15 protein-coding genes and 2 tRNA genes are annotated in these 16,267 nt (G+C 56.0%); 6 read left to right on the top strand and 11 right to left on the bottom strand.

Annotation, left to right across the window (positions count from 1 at the left end; all coding sequences use genetic code 11):
- Positions 1-176: 176 nt before the first annotated feature.
- Genes F3J28_RS03300 through F3J28_RS03285 form a run of 4 tightly spaced genes read right to left on the bottom strand, consistent with a single transcriptional unit; the run spans position 177 to position 3,596 of the window.
- Positions 177-680, bottom strand: coding sequence for a protein disulfide oxidoreductase (locus F3J28_RS03300; protein WP_166872757.1), 504 nt, complete (start codon positions 678-680; stop codon positions 177-179).
- Complete coding sequence (locus F3J28_RS03295; RefSeq protein WP_166872754.1) at positions 670-1,299, bottom strand: DsbA family protein; 630 nt, start codon at positions 1,297-1,299, stop codon at positions 670-672. Before F3J28_RS03295 ends, F3J28_RS03300 begins: the two co-directional genes overlap by 11 nt.
- Complete coding sequence (locus tag F3J28_RS03290) at positions 1,296-3,182, bottom strand: protein-disulfide reductase DsbD family protein (RefSeq protein ID WP_166872752.1); 1,887 nt, start codon at positions 3,180-3,182, stop codon at positions 1,296-1,298. Before F3J28_RS03290 ends, F3J28_RS03295 begins: the two co-directional genes overlap by 4 nt.
- Positions 3,183-3,230: 48 nt before the next feature.
- Complete coding sequence (locus tag F3J28_RS03285) at positions 3,231-3,596, bottom strand: hypothetical protein (protein ID WP_034808929.1); 366 nt, start codon at positions 3,594-3,596, stop codon at positions 3,231-3,233.
- 191 nt (positions 3,597-3,787) lie between these two features.
- Between F3J28_RS03285 and F3J28_RS03280 the strand changes: the two genes are divergently transcribed.
- Both F3J28_RS03280 and F3J28_RS03275 read left to right on the top strand, forming a co-directional pair.
- Positions 3,788-3,863, top strand: a tRNA-Asn gene (locus F3J28_RS03280).
- Positions 3,864-4,420: 557 nt separating this feature from the next.
- The gene (locus F3J28_RS03275) at positions 4,421-5,056 is read left to right on the top strand and encodes an acyl-homoserine-lactone synthase (RefSeq protein ID WP_166872749.1); all 636 of its coding nucleotides are present in this window, start codon (positions 4,421-4,423) and stop codon (positions 5,054-5,056) included.
- A 9-nt stretch (positions 5,057-5,065) separates the two neighbouring features.
- Here the strand turns inward: F3J28_RS03275 and F3J28_RS03270 are convergent, their stop codons facing one another.
- The 4 genes from F3J28_RS03270 to F3J28_RS03255 all read right to left on the bottom strand — a co-directional run bounded on the left by F3J28_RS03270 (position 5,066) and on the right by F3J28_RS03255 (position 7,952).
- Positions 5,066-5,770 (bottom strand): helix-turn-helix transcriptional regulator, encoded by a 705-nt coding sequence (locus F3J28_RS03270; RefSeq protein WP_166872747.1) that lies wholly within the window; start codon positions 5,768-5,770, stop codon positions 5,066-5,068.
- Positions 5,771-5,921: 151 nt separating this feature from the next.
- Positions 5,922-6,575: an oxygen-insensitive NAD(P)H nitroreductase gene (nfsB, locus tag F3J28_RS03265; protein ID WP_166872745.1), complete on the bottom strand. Its 654-nt coding sequence runs from the start codon at positions 6,573-6,575 to the stop codon at positions 5,922-5,924.
- A 62-nt stretch (positions 6,576-6,637) separates the two neighbouring features.
- Positions 6,638-6,943 carry a putative quinol monooxygenase gene (locus tag F3J28_RS03260; protein WP_166872741.1) on the bottom strand — a complete coding sequence of 102 codons (306 nt, stop codon included), beginning with the start codon at positions 6,941-6,943 and terminating at the stop codon, positions 6,638-6,640.
- A 1-nt stretch (position 6,944) separates the two neighbouring features.
- Entirely contained in the window at positions 6,945-7,952 is a 1,008-nt protein-coding gene (locus F3J28_RS03255; protein WP_166872738.1) for a zinc-binding alcohol dehydrogenase family protein, read from the bottom strand.
- 111 nt (positions 7,953-8,063) lie between these two features.
- On the opposite strand from F3J28_RS03255, the gene F3J28_RS03250 reads away from it, so the two are divergent.
- A complete protein-coding gene (locus tag F3J28_RS03250) occupies positions 8,064-8,984 on the top strand; it encodes a LysR family transcriptional regulator (protein ID WP_166872735.1) in 921 nt (306 codons plus the stop codon).
- Here F3J28_RS03250 and F3J28_RS03245 read toward each other — a convergent pair.
- On the bottom strand, positions 8,981-10,618 hold the full coding sequence (locus tag F3J28_RS03245; protein WP_166872732.1) for a methyl-accepting chemotaxis protein: 1,638 nt from the start codon (positions 10,616-10,618) through the stop codon (positions 8,981-8,983). The genes F3J28_RS03250 and F3J28_RS03245 overlap by 4 nt on opposite strands.
- 200 nt (positions 10,619-10,818) lie before the next feature.
- Between F3J28_RS03245 and F3J28_RS03240 the strand changes: the two genes are divergently transcribed.
- The 3 genes from F3J28_RS03240 to F3J28_RS03230 all read left to right on the top strand — a co-directional run bounded on the left by F3J28_RS03240 (position 10,819) and on the right by F3J28_RS03230 (position 14,443).
- Complete coding sequence (locus tag F3J28_RS03240; protein ID WP_166872729.1) at positions 10,819-12,273, top strand: AMP nucleosidase; 1,455 nt, start codon at positions 10,819-10,821, stop codon at positions 12,271-12,273.
- A 21-nt stretch (positions 12,274-12,294) separates the two neighbouring features.
- Positions 12,295-14,073: an aminopeptidase P family protein gene (locus tag F3J28_RS03235; protein ID WP_166872726.1), complete on the top strand. Its 1,779-nt coding sequence runs from the start codon at positions 12,295-12,297 to the stop codon at positions 14,071-14,073.
- Between the two features lie 294 nt (positions 14,074-14,367).
- Positions 14,368-14,443: transfer RNA gene (locus F3J28_RS03230), tRNA-Asn, on the top strand.
- A gap of 124 nt (positions 14,444-14,567) precedes the next feature.
- Here F3J28_RS03230 and F3J28_RS03225 read toward each other — a convergent pair.
- Positions 14,568-15,956: an APC family permease gene (locus F3J28_RS03225; protein WP_008454957.1), complete on the bottom strand. Its 1,389-nt coding sequence runs from the start codon at positions 15,954-15,956 to the stop codon at positions 14,568-14,570.
- The gene (locus tag F3J28_RS03220) at positions 15,946-16,149 is read right to left on the bottom strand and encodes a hypothetical protein (protein ID WP_166872723.1); all 204 of its coding nucleotides are present in this window, start codon (positions 16,147-16,149) and stop codon (positions 15,946-15,948) included. Before F3J28_RS03220 ends, F3J28_RS03225 begins: the two co-directional genes overlap by 11 nt.
- Positions 16,150-16,267: the final 118 nt, after the last annotated feature.

Raw genomic sequence — 16,267 nt, 5'->3', positions numbered from 1 at the left:
ATTTTTCGTTTACGGCGCAAACGAGATAACAGGCTGGATAATAAGAGAAACTGATAAAGCCCCCACGAGGATTAACGAAACAGGAGGCTTGCTTATGCCCCATAAGAGGTACAAATGCACCGCAATGGTGCATTTCAGAAAAAAACTGCGTGCCGGTGATAAGCCGGCACGATGAATCACACGCCGGCCCACCACAGGCGAATTTTCATTCCCCAGTAGCTCGTCCAGCCGCTGGTAGTGGACACGACCTGGCCTTTATCGACGATGACGAATGTCGGCGTGACGCCAATTTGCCAGCTGCGGGAAATGGCGCCATCGGCATCATTGACCACCGGGAACTGAACGCCTTTACGCGCCAGCCAGCGGGAAACCTCGCGTTCATTACCTGAGCGAAGCGCAATGGTTATCACGTTCTGCCCTTCAGCCTGCAGCTTCGCCACGTCCGGCGTGGTAAAACGACAAACTGCGCACCAGCTGGCCCAGAAATAGACCAGCAGCGGGCGTTCCGCGCTCAGCGCGCCGAGCGTGACATCCTGCCCGTCCAGCGTGTGCAGCGGCGTGGCATCAAAAGCCACTGGGGACTGAGGCGCACGCCACCAGTCCACCACCAGCATCACCCCCGCCAGCAAAATCAGCAGAATTAAGCCTTCCCGCAGCCAGCGCCGCAGCTTACTTGCCATGGGCAGCCGCCAGTTTTTCTTTTACTACCTCTTCCAGCGTTTCCCACGGAACCGCCCCAGGGATCATTTCATCGCCAATAATGGTGGCTGGTGTGCCCTGCACGCCCACGATACGCGCTAGCTGAAGGTTGGTGCTTAAGGTTTCCATGCTTTTTTCATCCGGGGTGACCGGCGTTGCCCCGCTCTTTTCAACCGCAGCCGCAATGCTCGCCGCATCGTGATAGCCCTTCTTCTGCATCAGTTTTTCATGCAGCGCCAGGAACTGATCTGGATGCTGGCGCCAGGTCGTCAGGACAGTACGCGCCGACAGCACGGAGCTTTCCCCTTTAAACGGCAACGGCTTCACGATCACCGCCACATCCGGGTATTTCTCCACAATTTTTTCCAGCATCGGATCGAGCTGTTTGCAGTACGGGCAGTTGTAATCGGTGAAGTTCACGAGGGTTAACACGGGCTTTTTAGCACCAAATCGCGGACTGGCCGGATCGTTAAACAGCGCCTGTTCAATCAGCACTTCCAGCTGCTTTTGTTGATCGGCGGAAAACGGCGCGGGGGCTTCTTTTGCCGCCAGCGCCAGGCCGGAGAACAGCGAGAGGATTAAAATAAAAGCGTATTTCATGGTTTCGCTCCTTTGGCATCATCCAGGGTTGTCAGCACCGAATCGCGGGAGAGCAGCGTCGGCAGCACTTTGCCTTCCGGCAGGCCTGGGCCATAAATTTGGTTGAACGGCACGGCAACCTGGCCGCGGCTTCTCAAAAAGTCAGTGATTTGCTGGGACGGCAGCGTCCAGTCGCCGCGCAGGGCAACCACATCCGGCGCCTGCAGCGCAGCCTGCACGTCCTCTTTGCTGAGCACGTTGTATTTGTTGGCTTTACAGGTAATGCACCAGTCAGCGGTGACATCAATAAAAACGCGCTTATGCTGCGCCAGCGCGTCCTGAATCGCCTGCTCGCTGAGCGGCTGCCAGGCGATATTTTCCTGCGCTGGCTTGCTAGCCGAAACACCGAAATGCACCAGCAGCAGGCTTGCCAGCCAAATCGCCGAACCTAACATCAGCAGGCCAAGCACGCGGCGCAGCCAGGTCATCCACTTGCCCGGGCGGGGCAAACGCATCGCCAGACCGGGACGGAGCGCGATCAGTAGCCACGGCAGACTCATCCCCAGTCCTAAGGCCAGGAACAGCCCCCACAGCACCGGATAAGAAGCCGTGAGCGCCACCGCCACCGCCGTGCCGAGGAAAGGCGCGCTACACGGCGTCGCCAGCAGCGTGGCGAAAGCGCCCTGCCAGAAATGCCCGGCCATGCCATTGCCGCCCTGCGTTGCCAGCCGGGTGTTCATATTGGAAGAGAGCCTGAATTCAAACAGGCCGAACAGGTTAGCGCTGAACACCAGCATCACCAGCACCATAAAACCGATGAACCACGGGTTCTGGAACTGAATGCCCCAGCCCAGCGCCTGGTTGGTCAGCCGCAGGACGGTCATCAGCAGCGCCAGCGCCATAAATGAAGCGATGATCCCCGCCACCGAGGCTAAAAACTGGCGACGCACCAGGCCCCGGTCTTTCTGCTGCACCAGCAGAATAGAGCCCAGCTTCATGCCCAGTACAGGGAGTACGCACGGCATCAGGTTAAGGATTAGGCCGCCCACCAGCGCCATCAGCACGACCTGCCAAAGCGGGAAGGCATCATTTCCCCCTGCCGCGACGGGTGCTGAACCAATGGTGAGCGTGTTTTGCTGAGCAATGCCGTTGTCGGCCAGCACCAGGGTGACTGATTTCCCTCGCAAATCTGGCGCACCTTCTCCCCAACTGTCGCTGACCGGTACGGTGGCCTGCAGCGAGTCGCCGTCGATGCGGAACGCAGGCTTGCCAAGATCGGCCTCTTCCGGCGGGTCAAGATAAAGGCCTGGACTTGTCCAGCCTCCGGCACGCACGGCATTAATTACCAGGCTTCCCGGACGATAATCGGCTTTTAGCGAGTCGGTCAATCCGCTTTCAACCGGCACCTGCCCCATCGCCTGAGCGAAATCATGGGCAAACTGAGCATCTGCCCCGGAAGGCGTGATGCTAAAGGAATAATCGGTCAGCAGGCAGACGTTGCTGCAGGTAGAAAGCGTCAGCACGCCGCGGATAGTCGCCGGAACCGGGCCGTGAAACACCATCGGAATGGTGACCCGATCGTGGTAGCCCTGGGTCGTGATCCCGGCGACGTCAAAACGCGCAGGCGTCGGCCAGAACCACTCTACTTTGGGCATCTCACCCTGCCAGGCAATAGCTGGCGCAACGCCGCCTTCCCCTGGGGATCGCCAGTAGGTTTTCCATCCTTTTTCGAGCTTCACGTCCAGTAAAAGACGCGTTTCGTTACTGCCCGAGGTATCCGCGCGCAGCCTGACGCTGGCGTGATCGTTATCCGGCGATTGCAGCCAGCCTGACTCTGCCGCCCAGGACACGGGCAACCAAAGCATGAGCAGGCACAGCAGCGCCTGCCTGAAGCGAATAAACATGTTTTTTCTCCATAAATGATTAACTAACTGTCGGAAACAGCCGGTCTGTCATTCACGGAAGACGCAGAAACGAAGATGTACCCTGAGGGTGGGAGGTGAAGTCGCTCTTGGAGCTGAAAACGGCATTCGCGTGGAACGCACGGGCGCCAGTAAGGAAAGCAGCAGGCAAAGTGCGAACAGCGCCCCATCAAACAAGACTGGCGGCACGCTCAATAATGATTTAGCGCTAAGTTCGCACGGCGTGACCGGCGAGTCAGCGTCAGCCTGCGGGTTATCCGCCTGGGCAGCAACGGCGCTGGCCGCGGTTTCCATCTGCAACGCGTGCAGACCCGCCATGCGCTGCGCGGTACAAACCAGTACCACAACACATGCCAGGCAAAGAAACCAAATCCCTATACGCCGCTGTTTTACCATCAGGTCCTCACTGTTTAACCCGGCTTATCTTAGCGGCTGGCGAAAGATTGGCAATCTTTGTGCTGTAAAGTTATGTCTGAGCCTGTTTTCTGGCAATTTTTGCTTGTTTTATCGGCAAACGATACAAAAGACGCTTTGGAGGCTTTGACAAGGCCGTGTGGCCTCGCTAATATGCGGCCCGTTCACACGATTCCTCTGTAGTTCAGTCGGTAGAACGGCGGACTGTTAATCCGTATGTCACTGGTTCGAGTCCAGTCAGAGGAGCCATATTTAAGAAGCCCGCTTAAGGAAACTTAAGCGGGCTTTTTGCTTTTGATTTTCACAAAGTTTTCTTTCCTTCACAAAATTCATTTTTCCTCTGCATCAGCCGTTCACTTTTTAAATTAGTCGGCTACTATTCAGTTATACCGTACGCTTTTCACGCAACCCAGCTCCGCCGCGTTATAAAATATTTTCCCCACATGCAGGTCGTTATGTTAGTAAATTTTCGCGGAGAATTGCAGCATATTGCAGGGAACTGCATTGAACGAGCAGGCTTCTTAATCGATATAAAAGAAAAGCCCCCGCAAATGCAGGGGCTTAATTTTCTTTATTTTTATTTTTTGTAATGTAAAATTACAAGTGCTTACAATCTTGTGCATCGGGAAATCGGTGTACTAGATAATAATCTGTGAACATTTCCCTTGGTGTTGCTCAGGTCTTTGACCGCCTGACCCGCTTGCGTGTTGGCGCGGCCGGTCAGGATTTTTTTAAGTTTAGAGAAGGCCTTAGGCAAAAAAAAGCTGTCTTTAAGTACAGGGGACCTCCACATACAGGGATACGCGATGTGTTCTGCAATTGAATTTTTTATAAGTAATCATAATGATTTACACCCCGGTCTCGCCCGGGAATTGTATGCGTTACGCAAAAAAACATTTCACGAACGGCTCGAATGGAAAGTGGAATGTGAAGATAATCAGGAAAGAGATCAATTCGATAACGCAAATACAACTTATTTAATGGGCATGTTGGAAGGTAAATTATTTTGCGGCGCACGCTTTATTGACGCCAAACATCCGACAATGACAGATGAAATATTTTATCAATATTTTAATAACATTAGTTTACCAAAAGATATTCCATGCTGTGAAATCACCCGATTATTCCTCGACAAAGATCGTCGTGACGAAGGTAATTTACGCACCCTACCCGCCAGTAAAGCATTATTTCTGGCGATGATTATGTATTGCATGAAAAATGGCTATCCCGGTATGCACGCGGTGACAAGTCGCGGAATGTACGCCATTTTCCGTCAGGCCAACTGGAAGGTTGATGTGCTGCAGAAGGGGCGCTCAGAAAAGGACGAAGCGGTTTATTATATTTACATGCCTGCTAATCAACAGGTTATAGAAGATATTATTAATAAAGATAAAAACAGCGCATGGCTGCGTGAGACGCTCACCCAGCTCAATAACCTGTAACCTCGTCGGTCAGGCACCCAGATCCAACAGCCTGAGTTCGATACTTAGTTTAACCGCGTGACGCGCATTGTTAACGCCAAGCTTTTTCATGGCATTGCCCATGTGGAATTTCACCGTGCGCTCGGTAATGGACAAGATAGTCGCAATCTCGGCATAGGTTTTTCCGGTATAGACCCATTGCAAAATTTGCTGCTCACGCGGTGACAAGAAAACATTCTTTTTCTGCCGAATATCGCTGTATAAATTCAGCATTTTTTGGTGCAGCTTGATAAAGAAAGCGATCGCCGCCTCACGGTTTTCAGTGAGGTTAACATCTGAAGGCTGATGGCTAATCAGCGAAAGCACCGCAAGATTGTTCACATAGTCGTGGAGCGGATAAGTATGCCCTTGCACAATATTGTGCTGTGAACCTTCGTCAAAAATACGCTTCAGCGTATATCCGGAAGAGACCATCATCCCGCTGTCCCATGAAAAATCCTCCAGGCTGCTGAGAGACCGGACAATCACTGGGTCAATAAATTGATATTTATTCTCAAGATAAATGTTAAACCATTGCGGATTGTTATTAATAATACGCATTTGGGAAGGGTCTTTCTTATTCATCACAGCATACGCGTAGGTCGTATGTTTGTAATCCAGAATAAATTCATCAAGTTCGCGCTGAATTAATGAATTTACTTTACTGTCATTATAATAAGTGTCCTTCACAACCATCGCCGTCCGTAGAATTAAGAGAGCAAAGTATAGATCATTTCCCTTCGCTTGCCACACCTCAATGCCACCGATTTGATGAATAAACGCAGGAATGGCCTAATATCCATTCCTGCGTCAGCCAGGAAAAGTTAAATCAAGTTATTATCACGCCTTAGATTTCGGTCAGGATCTGACTGAAATCGAGGCGCGACTTTGGCAGTCCAGCGTTAAAGTCCTCCACGCTGCGGTAGCCCAGCGCCACCATCACCACGCTGGTCAGGCCCTTCTCGCGCAGGCCAAACTCTGCGTCCAGCGCGGCGGCATCAAAACCTTCAATCGGCACGGCATCAATGTTCAGGGTGGAAACGCCCAGCAGCAGCGTGCCGAGGTTGAGGTAAACCTGCTTCTCCATCCAGTGCTGCGCATCTTTCAGGTCAAACCGGTGTTTATTGGCATAGAAAGAGCGGCCTTTGTGCTGCCCTTCTTTGGCCTGTTCGGTAGCAAAGCGCCCATCATCCTGTTCTTTTTGCAGCAATGTTTGCAGGTGCGCATCGTCATAAACTGTTTTGGCGCAGAACACCACGACATGAGAAGCATTCAGCACTTTAGGCTCGTTTGCCGCGTAAGGCCCGGTGGTCGCTTTGGCAATACGCGCCTTGCCTTCATCACTGCTTACCAGCAGGAAATGCCACGGCTGCGAGTTGGTGCTCGACGGGCTCAGGCGCAGCAGATTTTTTATTTTATCCACGTCTTCAGCGACAATTTTTTTAGACGCATCAAAAGCTTTAGTGGCATAGCGCCGGGAGGCAGCATCAACAATGTTCATTATTTTTCCTGAATAAGTCGTTGTGTTTTGCAGCGGCCAGCCTGGCCGCCGCGAGTAAAGTGTTAAACGGCAACTTCGTCCAGCGGTACCAGCTTCAGCGGTTCCGCCAGCAGGGCGTCCATTTGTTTCACAAAGGCCTGGAAGTGAGGCAGCGCAGTGTGCAGGTCGAGCGCCTGCTGCCCGCGCCATGATTCGCGAACGTAAAACGTATCCGGCTCTTGCTGAAGCTGAAACAGGGTGTAGTCGAGGCAGCCTGGCTCAAGGCGGCTCGGGGCGACCAGCGCTTTCAACGCGGCTTTCAGGTTTTCCTGCTGGCCGGCTTTCGCCTTCAGCATGGCAATAATCGTCAGGGTTTCTGTCGCTGCCATATCAGAATCCCTCCAGCACAATTTTGCCCACCGCGCGCCCGGTTTCCAGCAGCGAATGGGCACGGCGAAGGTTGCCCGCGTTAATTGTGCCATAGTGTTCGCCGAGCGTAGTTCTTAACACGCCCTGATCGATAAGCGTGGCCACGCGCGTCAGCAGATTATGCTGCTCAATAATATCGCTGGTGACGAACATCGAACGGGTGAACATAAACTCCCAGTGCAGCGAAATACTTTTGGCCTTCAAGGCGCGAACGTCCAGCGCGGTCGGATCATCAATCAGCGCAAATTTCCCCTGCGGAATGAGCGCCTCAATCAGCTGGGCATAATGTTGTTCGGTATTGGTCAGGCTGGCAACGTGCGTAACGTGCTTCACGCCAATACGCTGTAATTCTTCCGTCAGCGGCTGGCTGTGGTCGATAACGTGGTGGGCGCCGAGTTCGCTCACCCACTTTTGGCTTTCCGGGCGAGAGGCGGTGCCAATCACGGTGGCTTTTGTTAGCCTGCGGGCAAGCTGGGTCAGAATTGAGCCCACGCCGCCGGCCGCGCCCACAATCAACAGTACGGCATCTTCACTGCCGTTTTCCTGAATCCCCAGGCGGTCGAAAAGCATTTCCCACGCGGTAATTGCCGTCAGCGGTAATGCGGCAGCAGCGGCATTTTCCACGGACTGAGGCTTAAGTGCCGCAATACGTTCGTCCACCAGCTGAAACTCACTGTTGCTGCCCGGGCGAGTCAGCGACCCGGCGTACCACACGGCATCGCCAGGCTTGAACAGCGTGACGGATTCACCCACTTCCACAACGGTACCTACGGCGTCCCAGCCCAGTACGCGCGGGGTTTCGCTACTAAAGCCACTGCGAACTTTGGTATCAACGGGGTTCACGGAAATGGCGTTCACCGCTACCAGAATGTCGTGCCCCTGAGCAACGGGCTTCGGCAGCGTGATGTCCTGCAGCGCATCAATATTGTTACCGTCTTTTGCGGCGCGTGTAATAGCAATAGCTTTCATAGCAGCTCCAATAAGGTAATGGGTTCATCAATTGAGTAAAATCATGGTACAAGGAGCGCGTCAGGTGAAAAACCGGCGTCAGGAAACAACACTTATACTCGGAGAGTGAAAATGCTCAGGCTGGAAGACCTTGCGCTGTTTGTCAGGGCGGCGGCGTTAAACAGTTTTAGCGATACCGCCAGGGAAGCCGGGCTGCAGCCAGCCCAGGTCAGCACCGCCATTAAGCGCCTGGAGCAGAACCTCAATATTCGCCTGTTCGCCCGCTCAACGCGCAGCCTGCGCCTGACGCCCGAAGGTGAAGCCTGGCTGCCATACGCCCAGCAGGTGCTGCAGACGCTGGATGCCGGGTATGAACAGATTCAGCCCCCCAGCGACGAAGTACGCGGCACGCTGCAAATCGCCGTCCCTTCGGATCTTGGGCGAAATCTCCTGTTGGATGTTTTTCAGCAATTTCGCAGCACTTACCCGGCGCTAAGCCTGAAACTTCTGTTTTCCGATCGAATCACCGATGTGTTTAAAGATCCGGTGGATGTGGCTTTTCGCTACGGCAATAACGATGATGCGTCTTACATCGCCCTGCCGGTCGCGCCAGAAAACCGCCGCGTGCTGGTTGCATCTCCCGCCTATCTGGCACGCTATGGCGAACCCCAAACCCTTGCCGACCTGGCCCAGCACAATGCGCTGACGTTTGTGCTTCGCGGGCGGGTGCACAATAGCTGGTCGTTCAGCCTGCGCGGCAAAATGCAGCAGGTGGCGGTCAAAGGTTCAATGATGAGCGATGATGCGGAAGTCATTCACCGGCTGGCGGTAAAAGGTGAAGGTATTACCTATAAATCCTGGCTGGATGTCAGCGACGATGTGCAGGCAGGCCGTTTAAAGCTGCTGCTGCCGCAGTATGAAGGGGACAGAATTCCACTGAATCTGATTTGCCCGCACCGTAAGCAACTGTCGACCACGGTGCGGCTGCTGCACGAAGCGGTCAAGGCGCGCTGCGAAAACGCGATGCGCACCCTGCCCGCTATCGAAACTTAAAACGTGACCCAGTCATCTCCTGCCGTGGTGGCTGCTGCGGCTTTTGCCTGAGGTTTGACTTTCGTTTCCACCACGGCGTGTTCTTCGCGCCCGGACAGACGGAAACGCGCCACCGCTTTTTGCAGCATTTCAGTCTGGCCTTCAAGCGCCGCCGCCGCCGCCGAGATCTGCTCCACCAGCGCGGCGTTTTGCTGCGTCACGCTGTCCATTTCGCTGACCGCCACGCTCACCTGAGAAATGCCTTTACTCTGCTCATCCGTCGCCGAGGCAATCTGCTTCATGATTTGCGTGGTGTCAGACACCGCCTTCAGCACCTCTTTCATGGTGTTGCCTGCCTCGTTGACCAGCGCCGCGCCGCTGTTCACACGGTTTACCGAGTCAGCAATCAGCGTTTCAATCTCTTTCGCCGCGCCCGCACTGCGGCTGGCCAGGTTGCGCACTTCCCCCGCTACCACGGCAAAACCTCTGCCCTGTTCACCTGCGCGGGCGGCCTCAACGGCAGCGTTTAGCGCCAGAATGTTGGTCTGGAAGGCAATGCTGTTGATGACGCTGGTGATCTCACTGATTTTGCGGGAACTGTCGGAGATCCCTTCCATCGTGACCACCACATCACCCACCAGCTTGCCGCTGCGGCTGGCGGTTTGTGAAGCTTTTTCCGCAATGCTGCTGGCCTGGCGGGCATTCTCGGCGTTGAATTTAACCGTGGCCGTGAGCTGCTCCATGCTGGCAGCGGTTTCTTCCAGCGCGGCGGCCTGTTCTTCTGTGCGAGAAGAGAGATCGTTATTGCCGGAAGAGATCTCCGCCGAGCCACGATAAATGTTCTCCGTGCCGCTGCGAATCGCGCTCACCGCATCACGCAGGCTGCCCTGCATCTCGGCCAGCAGCGGGAACAGTTTGCCGACGCAGTTCCGCCCAAAGTCCTCCACCGGGTGGCTGAGGTCGCCTTTCGCAATGACCGAGAAATGATCCCGAATGCGGTCCAGCGGTTTCACCAGCAGGTTCACCAGATAGCGATCGGTAAACAGCAGGATCAGCAGCCCAATCACAATCGCCACCAGCACGGTGATTTTCATCAGGCGAGTCAGAGAGTCCACGGCAACCCGCGTCCGGTCCAGTCGTTCTTCGGCCACGGCGGTAAACTTGCTGCTGCTGGCTCCGAAGGCACGGCTGAGCGGCGGCGTGACCTGGGTGGCCTGCTGGCGATAATCCGACGCGCTTCCCTGCTGGGCAAGCTGCATCTGCACCGCCACGCCGTTATCTAAAAGCTGCTGCCATTTTTCGATCACGTCGGCGGAAACGGCCGGATCCATTGGCCCAGGCGAAACGCTCTTCAGACGCTCAAGCTCGCTTTTCATGTTATCCAGCGCTTCCTGCACGGGCTTAAAATCGGCAGCTTCCCCCGCCGTCTTCGCCTCCATCACCCGCGAAAGGCGGGTAATAAAGCGAAAATACTGGTCGTTACCTTTGCTGAGTATCGTCATCTGCGACACCAGCTGATGGTCAACGGCGTTGCCGTCCCCCAGCTTCGCCAGCGAATAAACAGTAAACACGCCCACGGCTGACCACAGCAGGCAAAACAGCCCCAGCACGGTGAGCAGCACCCGGCGTACGGTAAAATTCTTTAACATTCCCATGTCGTTCCCCTCATCGTTATTGTCGTTATCCCATCAAGCTCGGGTATCAATGGGGTTATCGGCAGCCGCTGCGCGGGTATTCATTTTTTTGTGATGAATTTTTTATGAGGCTCGCAACTCTCCCCGTCTTCCGCTTCCGTTCTGCGCCCGGCATGACATACTGAGACACTAACCCGGCGAGAACCGGTAAAGGAGAATCAATGAATAATAACGTTGTATGCCAGGGGCTGACGCCTGCTGAAGCCCTGGACAAGCTGGAAGCATTGTACGAAAGTTCGGTAACCGCCCTTCGCGATGCGATTGCCCTCTACACCCAACATGGCGCGCTGCCGGACGTAGACGCGCGTTCCGACGGGCTGTTTGTCTATCCCGAACTGCGGGTGAGCTGGGACGGCGTTCCCCGTGGCCCGAAAAATACCCGCTCCTATGCCCGCTTTACCCATTCCGGCAGCTACACCACCACGGTGACCCGTCCCGCGCTGTTTAAGAGCTACCTGCACGAACAGTTGAGCCTGCTGAGTGAAGACTACGGCGTTCACATTGAGGTTGGCCCTTCTCAGCATGAGATCCCTTACCCGTACGTGATTGACGGCCTGAACCTCGACCGCACGATGAGCGCCGGACTGACGCGCCATTTCCCGACCACCGAGCTGTCGCAGATTGGCGATGAAACTGCCGACGGCCTGTTCCACCCGACGGAAGCCTGGCCGCTGTCGCACTTTGACGCCCGCCGCGTGGATTTCTCACTGGCTCGCCTGCGCCACTACACCGGCACGCCGGTGGAGCACTTCCAGCCCTTCGTGCTGTTCACCAACTACACTCGCTATGTGGACGAGTTTGTCCGCTGGGGCTGCCAGCAAATCCTCGACCCGGACAGCCCGTATATCGCCCTCTCCTGCGCCGGAGGCACCTGGCTGACCGCCGAAACCGAAGCCCCGGAAGAGGCTATTTCCGACCTGGCGTGGAAGAAACACCAGATGCCAGCCTGGCACCTGATCGATAAAAACGGCAGCGGCATTACGCTAATTAACATTGGCGTAGGCCCGTCCAACGCCAAAACCATCTGCGACCACCTCGCGGTGCTGCGCCCGGATGCCTGGCTGATGATTGGCCACTGCGGCGGCCTACGTGAAAGCCAGCAAATTGGCGACTACGTGCTGGCCCACGCCTACCTGCGCGACGATCACGTGCTGGATGCGGTGCTGCCGCCGGATATTCCTATTCCAAGCATCGCCGAGGTGCAGCGCGCCCTTTATGACGCCACCAAGCAGGTCAGCGGCATGCCGGGCGAAGAAGTGAAACAGCGCCTGCGCACCGGCACGGTGGTCACCACCGATGACCGCAACTGGGAGCTTCGCTATTCAGCTTCTGCGCTGCGCTTCAACCTCAGCCGCGCGGTGGCTATCGACATGGAAAGTGCGACGATTGCCGCACAGGGTTATCGCTTCCGGGTGCCTTACGGCACGCTGCTGTGCGTTTCAGACAAACCCTTGCACGGCGAAATCAAGCTGCCGGGCCAGGCCAACCGTTTCTATGAAGGGGCGATTTCCGAGCACCTGCAGATTGGCATTCGGGCCATTGATTTGCTGCGCGCCGAAGGTGAAAAGCTGCACTCACGCAAGCTGCGTACCTTCAATGAGCCGCCGTTCCGTTAACAACAATAATTAGGAAGCTGGATGCAACACACTTCATCACTCGGCGCACTGCGGGTGCTGCTCAGGGAGCGCGAACTGGATGGGATCATCGTGCCACGTGCCGACGCCCATCAGAGCGAATACTGTGCGCCTCATGACAATAAACTCGAGTTTATCAGCGGCTTTACCGGTTCCGCCGGGCTGGCGCTAGTGCTTGCTGGCCGCGCCCTGCTGTTTGTGGACGGACGCTACCAGGTTCAGGCTCGCCATCAGGTGAATCTGGCAGAGTTCGAGATTCATCATCTGCACGACGAGCCGCTGCACCTTTGGCTCCGCGATAATCTTCCGGCAGGTAAACGCATCGCCTTCGAACCGCTGCTGATGGTCAACAGCCAGTACGAAAGCCTGCGTACCAGCGGCTGCGATCTGGTCGCGTTAGATGACGATCCGCTTGATGCTATCTGGCCCGATCGCCCGGCAGCACCCTGCGGGAAAATCATCGCCATGCCGGACGACATCAGCGGCGAAAGCGCTGCGTCAAAGCGTGAGCGTATCGCCCAGGTGCTGAGCACAGCCGGAGCGGATTATCTGGCGCTGACGCAGCCGGACAATATCGCCTGGCTGCTGAACGTGCGTGGCTCGGATATTCCAATGAGCCCGGTGCCGCACTCCTTCGCGCTGTTGAGCGCCAAGGGCGACATTGAATGGTTTGTGGCGGAAGGCAAACTGCGGAAGCTGGATAAAGCCTGGCTCAACGGCATCACGCTCCGCCCGATGAGTGAATTCCTTGCCCGCTGCCAGCAGTTAGCGACCGGGAAACATATCCTCATCGACGCGGACTCTGCGCCGGTCGCCGTGCGCTTTGCCGTGGAGCAAGGCCGGGGCAGCGTGCTGTGGGCGCCGGATCCTGTCACGCTAATCAAAGCCAATAAGAACGAAACCGAACTGGCAGGCTACCGCGACAGCCACATCGAAGACGGCGTGGCCTGGGTGAATTTCCTTGCCTGGCTGACCCGAGAAGTGCCGCGCCGCGAAGCCGCAGGTAACCCGGTCACCGAGCTGGAAGCGCAGGAAAAACAGCTGAGCTTCCGCCAGCAGGGCTCCACCTTTACCGAGCAAAGCTTTAGCACTATTTCTGCCGCGGGCAGCAACGCCGCGATGTGCCACTATCACTCTTCGCCGGAAACGAACTTCGCCCTTACCGCCGCGCAGTTCTACCTCAATGATTCCGGCGGGCAGTATATCAACGGCACGACGGACGCCACCCGTACGCTCAGCTTTGGCGAGCTGGGCTCAACCCGCCGCCTGCACTATACCGCCGTGCTGAAAGGCTTCCTGGCGCTGATCTCGCTGCAGTTCCCGCAGGGGACTCAGGGCCACCAGCTCGATGCCTTTGCCCGCCGCCCGCTCTGGGAACTGGGGCTGGACTACGACCACGGCACCGGGCACGGCGTCGGCCACCGGCTGATGATCCACGAAAACCCGCACCGCATGGCGAAGAAGGTGAACCCGTGGCCGATGCTGCCGGGCAACATCCTCACCATTGAGCCGGGTTATTACCTGGCGGACAGCCACGGGATCCGCATCGAAAACCAGGTCGAGGTCATTGCCTCCCGGCCTGGCTTCTGCAAGTTCTCGTCGCTGACGCTGATCCCTATCGATCTGTCCGCCGTTGACGTTGATTTGCTCAGCCCGCAGGACATCGTCTGGCTTGACGACTACCACCAGCAGGTGCGGGAAACGCTCTCCCCACGGGTGAACGGAGAGGTTCGGGAGTGGCTTGAGGCCGCCACACAGCCCGTCGGCCAGTTGTGCAAGTAGTAACCTTTCAAGGCCGCGTTTGCGGCCTTTAACGCTGCTAACAAAGAGGGTAAAAGCGTGGTTTTTCCCTCTTTGTGGTTATCTGCCGAAAATCAATGAATCGATTTTCCTGTTTGTTTAAATGCGCCGTCTGGTATTTATTCTCTCCTCAGAGCTTTGTCAGCTGCCTGTTAAGGCCGCTTTTGCGGCCTTTTTCATTGATTTGCTGGATTAATCGGCAGTTGAACGCATTTCACCAAAACAGCCTTTGACAACCCGGACTCACGCCGTTAGTATTCGCCCCGTTCACACGATTCCTCTGTAGTTCAGTCGGTAGAACGGCGGACTGTTAATCCGTATGTCACTGGTTCGAGTCCAGTCAGAGGAGCCATATTTGAGAAGCCTGCTTAGGAAACTAAGCGGGTTTTTTGCTTTTATGAGCTGACAAAATCTCGAACAAAAAAGCCCGCTTAATGCATATTAAGCGGGCTTCTTCTTCTCTAACGCAACACACCTTACTCCCAGGCACGCTCGGCCTTGGTGGCGTCAAACACCGGCGGTGGCCTGCGGAAACGGCGTGTGAGGAAGGCCAGATACAGAATACCGACCGCCGCCCACACCAGCCCCAGCGTCAGGGACGTCACTTCCAGGTTCACCCACAGCACCGCCACCGTCGCCGCGCCAATCAGCGGCAAAATGAGGTAATGCAGCTTCTCGCGCCAGGTTTTGTTGCGGCCTTCGCGACGCCAGAAGTGGTTAAACACCGACAGATTCACGAAGGTAAAGGCCACCAGCGCGCCGAAGTTGATCAGCGCCGTCGCCGTCACCAGGTCAAAGAACAGCGCGGACAGGGCCACGATCCCGACCATGATCACATTCAGCGCCGGGGTGCGCCATTTCGGGTGCACGTAGCCGAAGTATTTTTCCGGGAAGACGTTGTCGCGCCCCATCACATAAAGCAGACGGGAAACGCTGGCGTGGGAGGCCAGCCCGGATGCCAAAGTGTTAACGAAGGTGGTGCAGAGGAAAATCGACTGGAACAGCTTGCCGCCAACGTACAGCGCAATCTCCGGCAGCGCTGCGTCCGGGTTTTTAAAGCGGCTGATGTCCGGGAAGAACAGCTGCATAAAGAACGAGGCAACGATAAAGATAATGCCGCCGTAGGCCGCAGTCAGGAAAATAGCTTTCGGGATGGTGCGCGCCGCATCAGGCGTTTCCTCCGACAGCGTGGTCACCGCATCGAAGCCGAGGAACGAGAAGCAGACTATCGTCGCGCCGGTAATCACCGGGATCAGGTGCGCATTTTCGCTGATAAACGGCTGCAGCGACCAGACGGTGCCCACGCCTTCGCCTTTGTGCAGCCCCTGCACCACCAGAATGATAAACACCACCATAATGGCGATTTGGACCAGCACAAACAGAGTGTTGAAGTTCGCCACCAGATTGACGCTCTTCAGGTTGGCCGCCGTCAGGATGCAGACAAAACCGACCACCCAGATCCACGGCGGGACCTCCGGGAACAGCGCCGAAAGGTAGATTTTTGCCAGCAGGACGTTAATCATCGGCAGGAACAGATAATCCAGCAGCGATGACCAGCCCACCATAAAGCCTACGTGCGGACTAATGGCCTTTTGGGCGTAGGTATAAGCTGACCCGGCCTGTGGGAACTGGCGCACCAGTTTGCCGTAGCTGATGGCAGTAAACAGCACGCCCGCCAGCGCAAGCAGGTAGGATGCCGGGACGTGGCCGTCGCTGATGCCGGACACAATCCCGAAGGTATCAAACACCGACATCGGCGTGAGATAGGCCAGGCCCATCACCACCACCTGCCAGAGTTTCAGAGATTTACGCAGCTGCGGTTTTCCCGCCTGCGAAACAATATCTGCGGAAGAGTTAGTCGCCATGACGATGTCCCCCCACGCGAATACAGGTTTGCGAAACGTTGTTCGTTCGGGCAAACCTGCTTAGCCTGGGGGTTAATCGTAACTGTCGGGGAACGGCAATGGGCTTCACGCAGGCCACTGGCCCGTCGTTGTCAATACGGCAGCAGCGTTCGCCCTCGCCGTGCGGATATTTAAACATTTGCATCTGCATCATTTCATTTCCTCGCCGTACACATTGTCGTTAACTGAAGACCCGTTGCCGCCCGCGCTCCATTACGCGACTTCGGGAAATGGCAGGTTGCCCTGCAAAACGTCCGGCCTGGCTCCGCTCA

This window comes from Enterobacter sp. Ap-1006 (genome assembly GCF_011752835.1).
Taxonomy (GTDB): domain Bacteria; phylum Pseudomonadota; class Gammaproteobacteria; order Enterobacterales; family Enterobacteriaceae; genus Cedecea.
The sequence above is the reverse complement of the archived record's forward strand: the minus strand, read 5'-3'. Positions and strand labels throughout refer to the sequence as shown.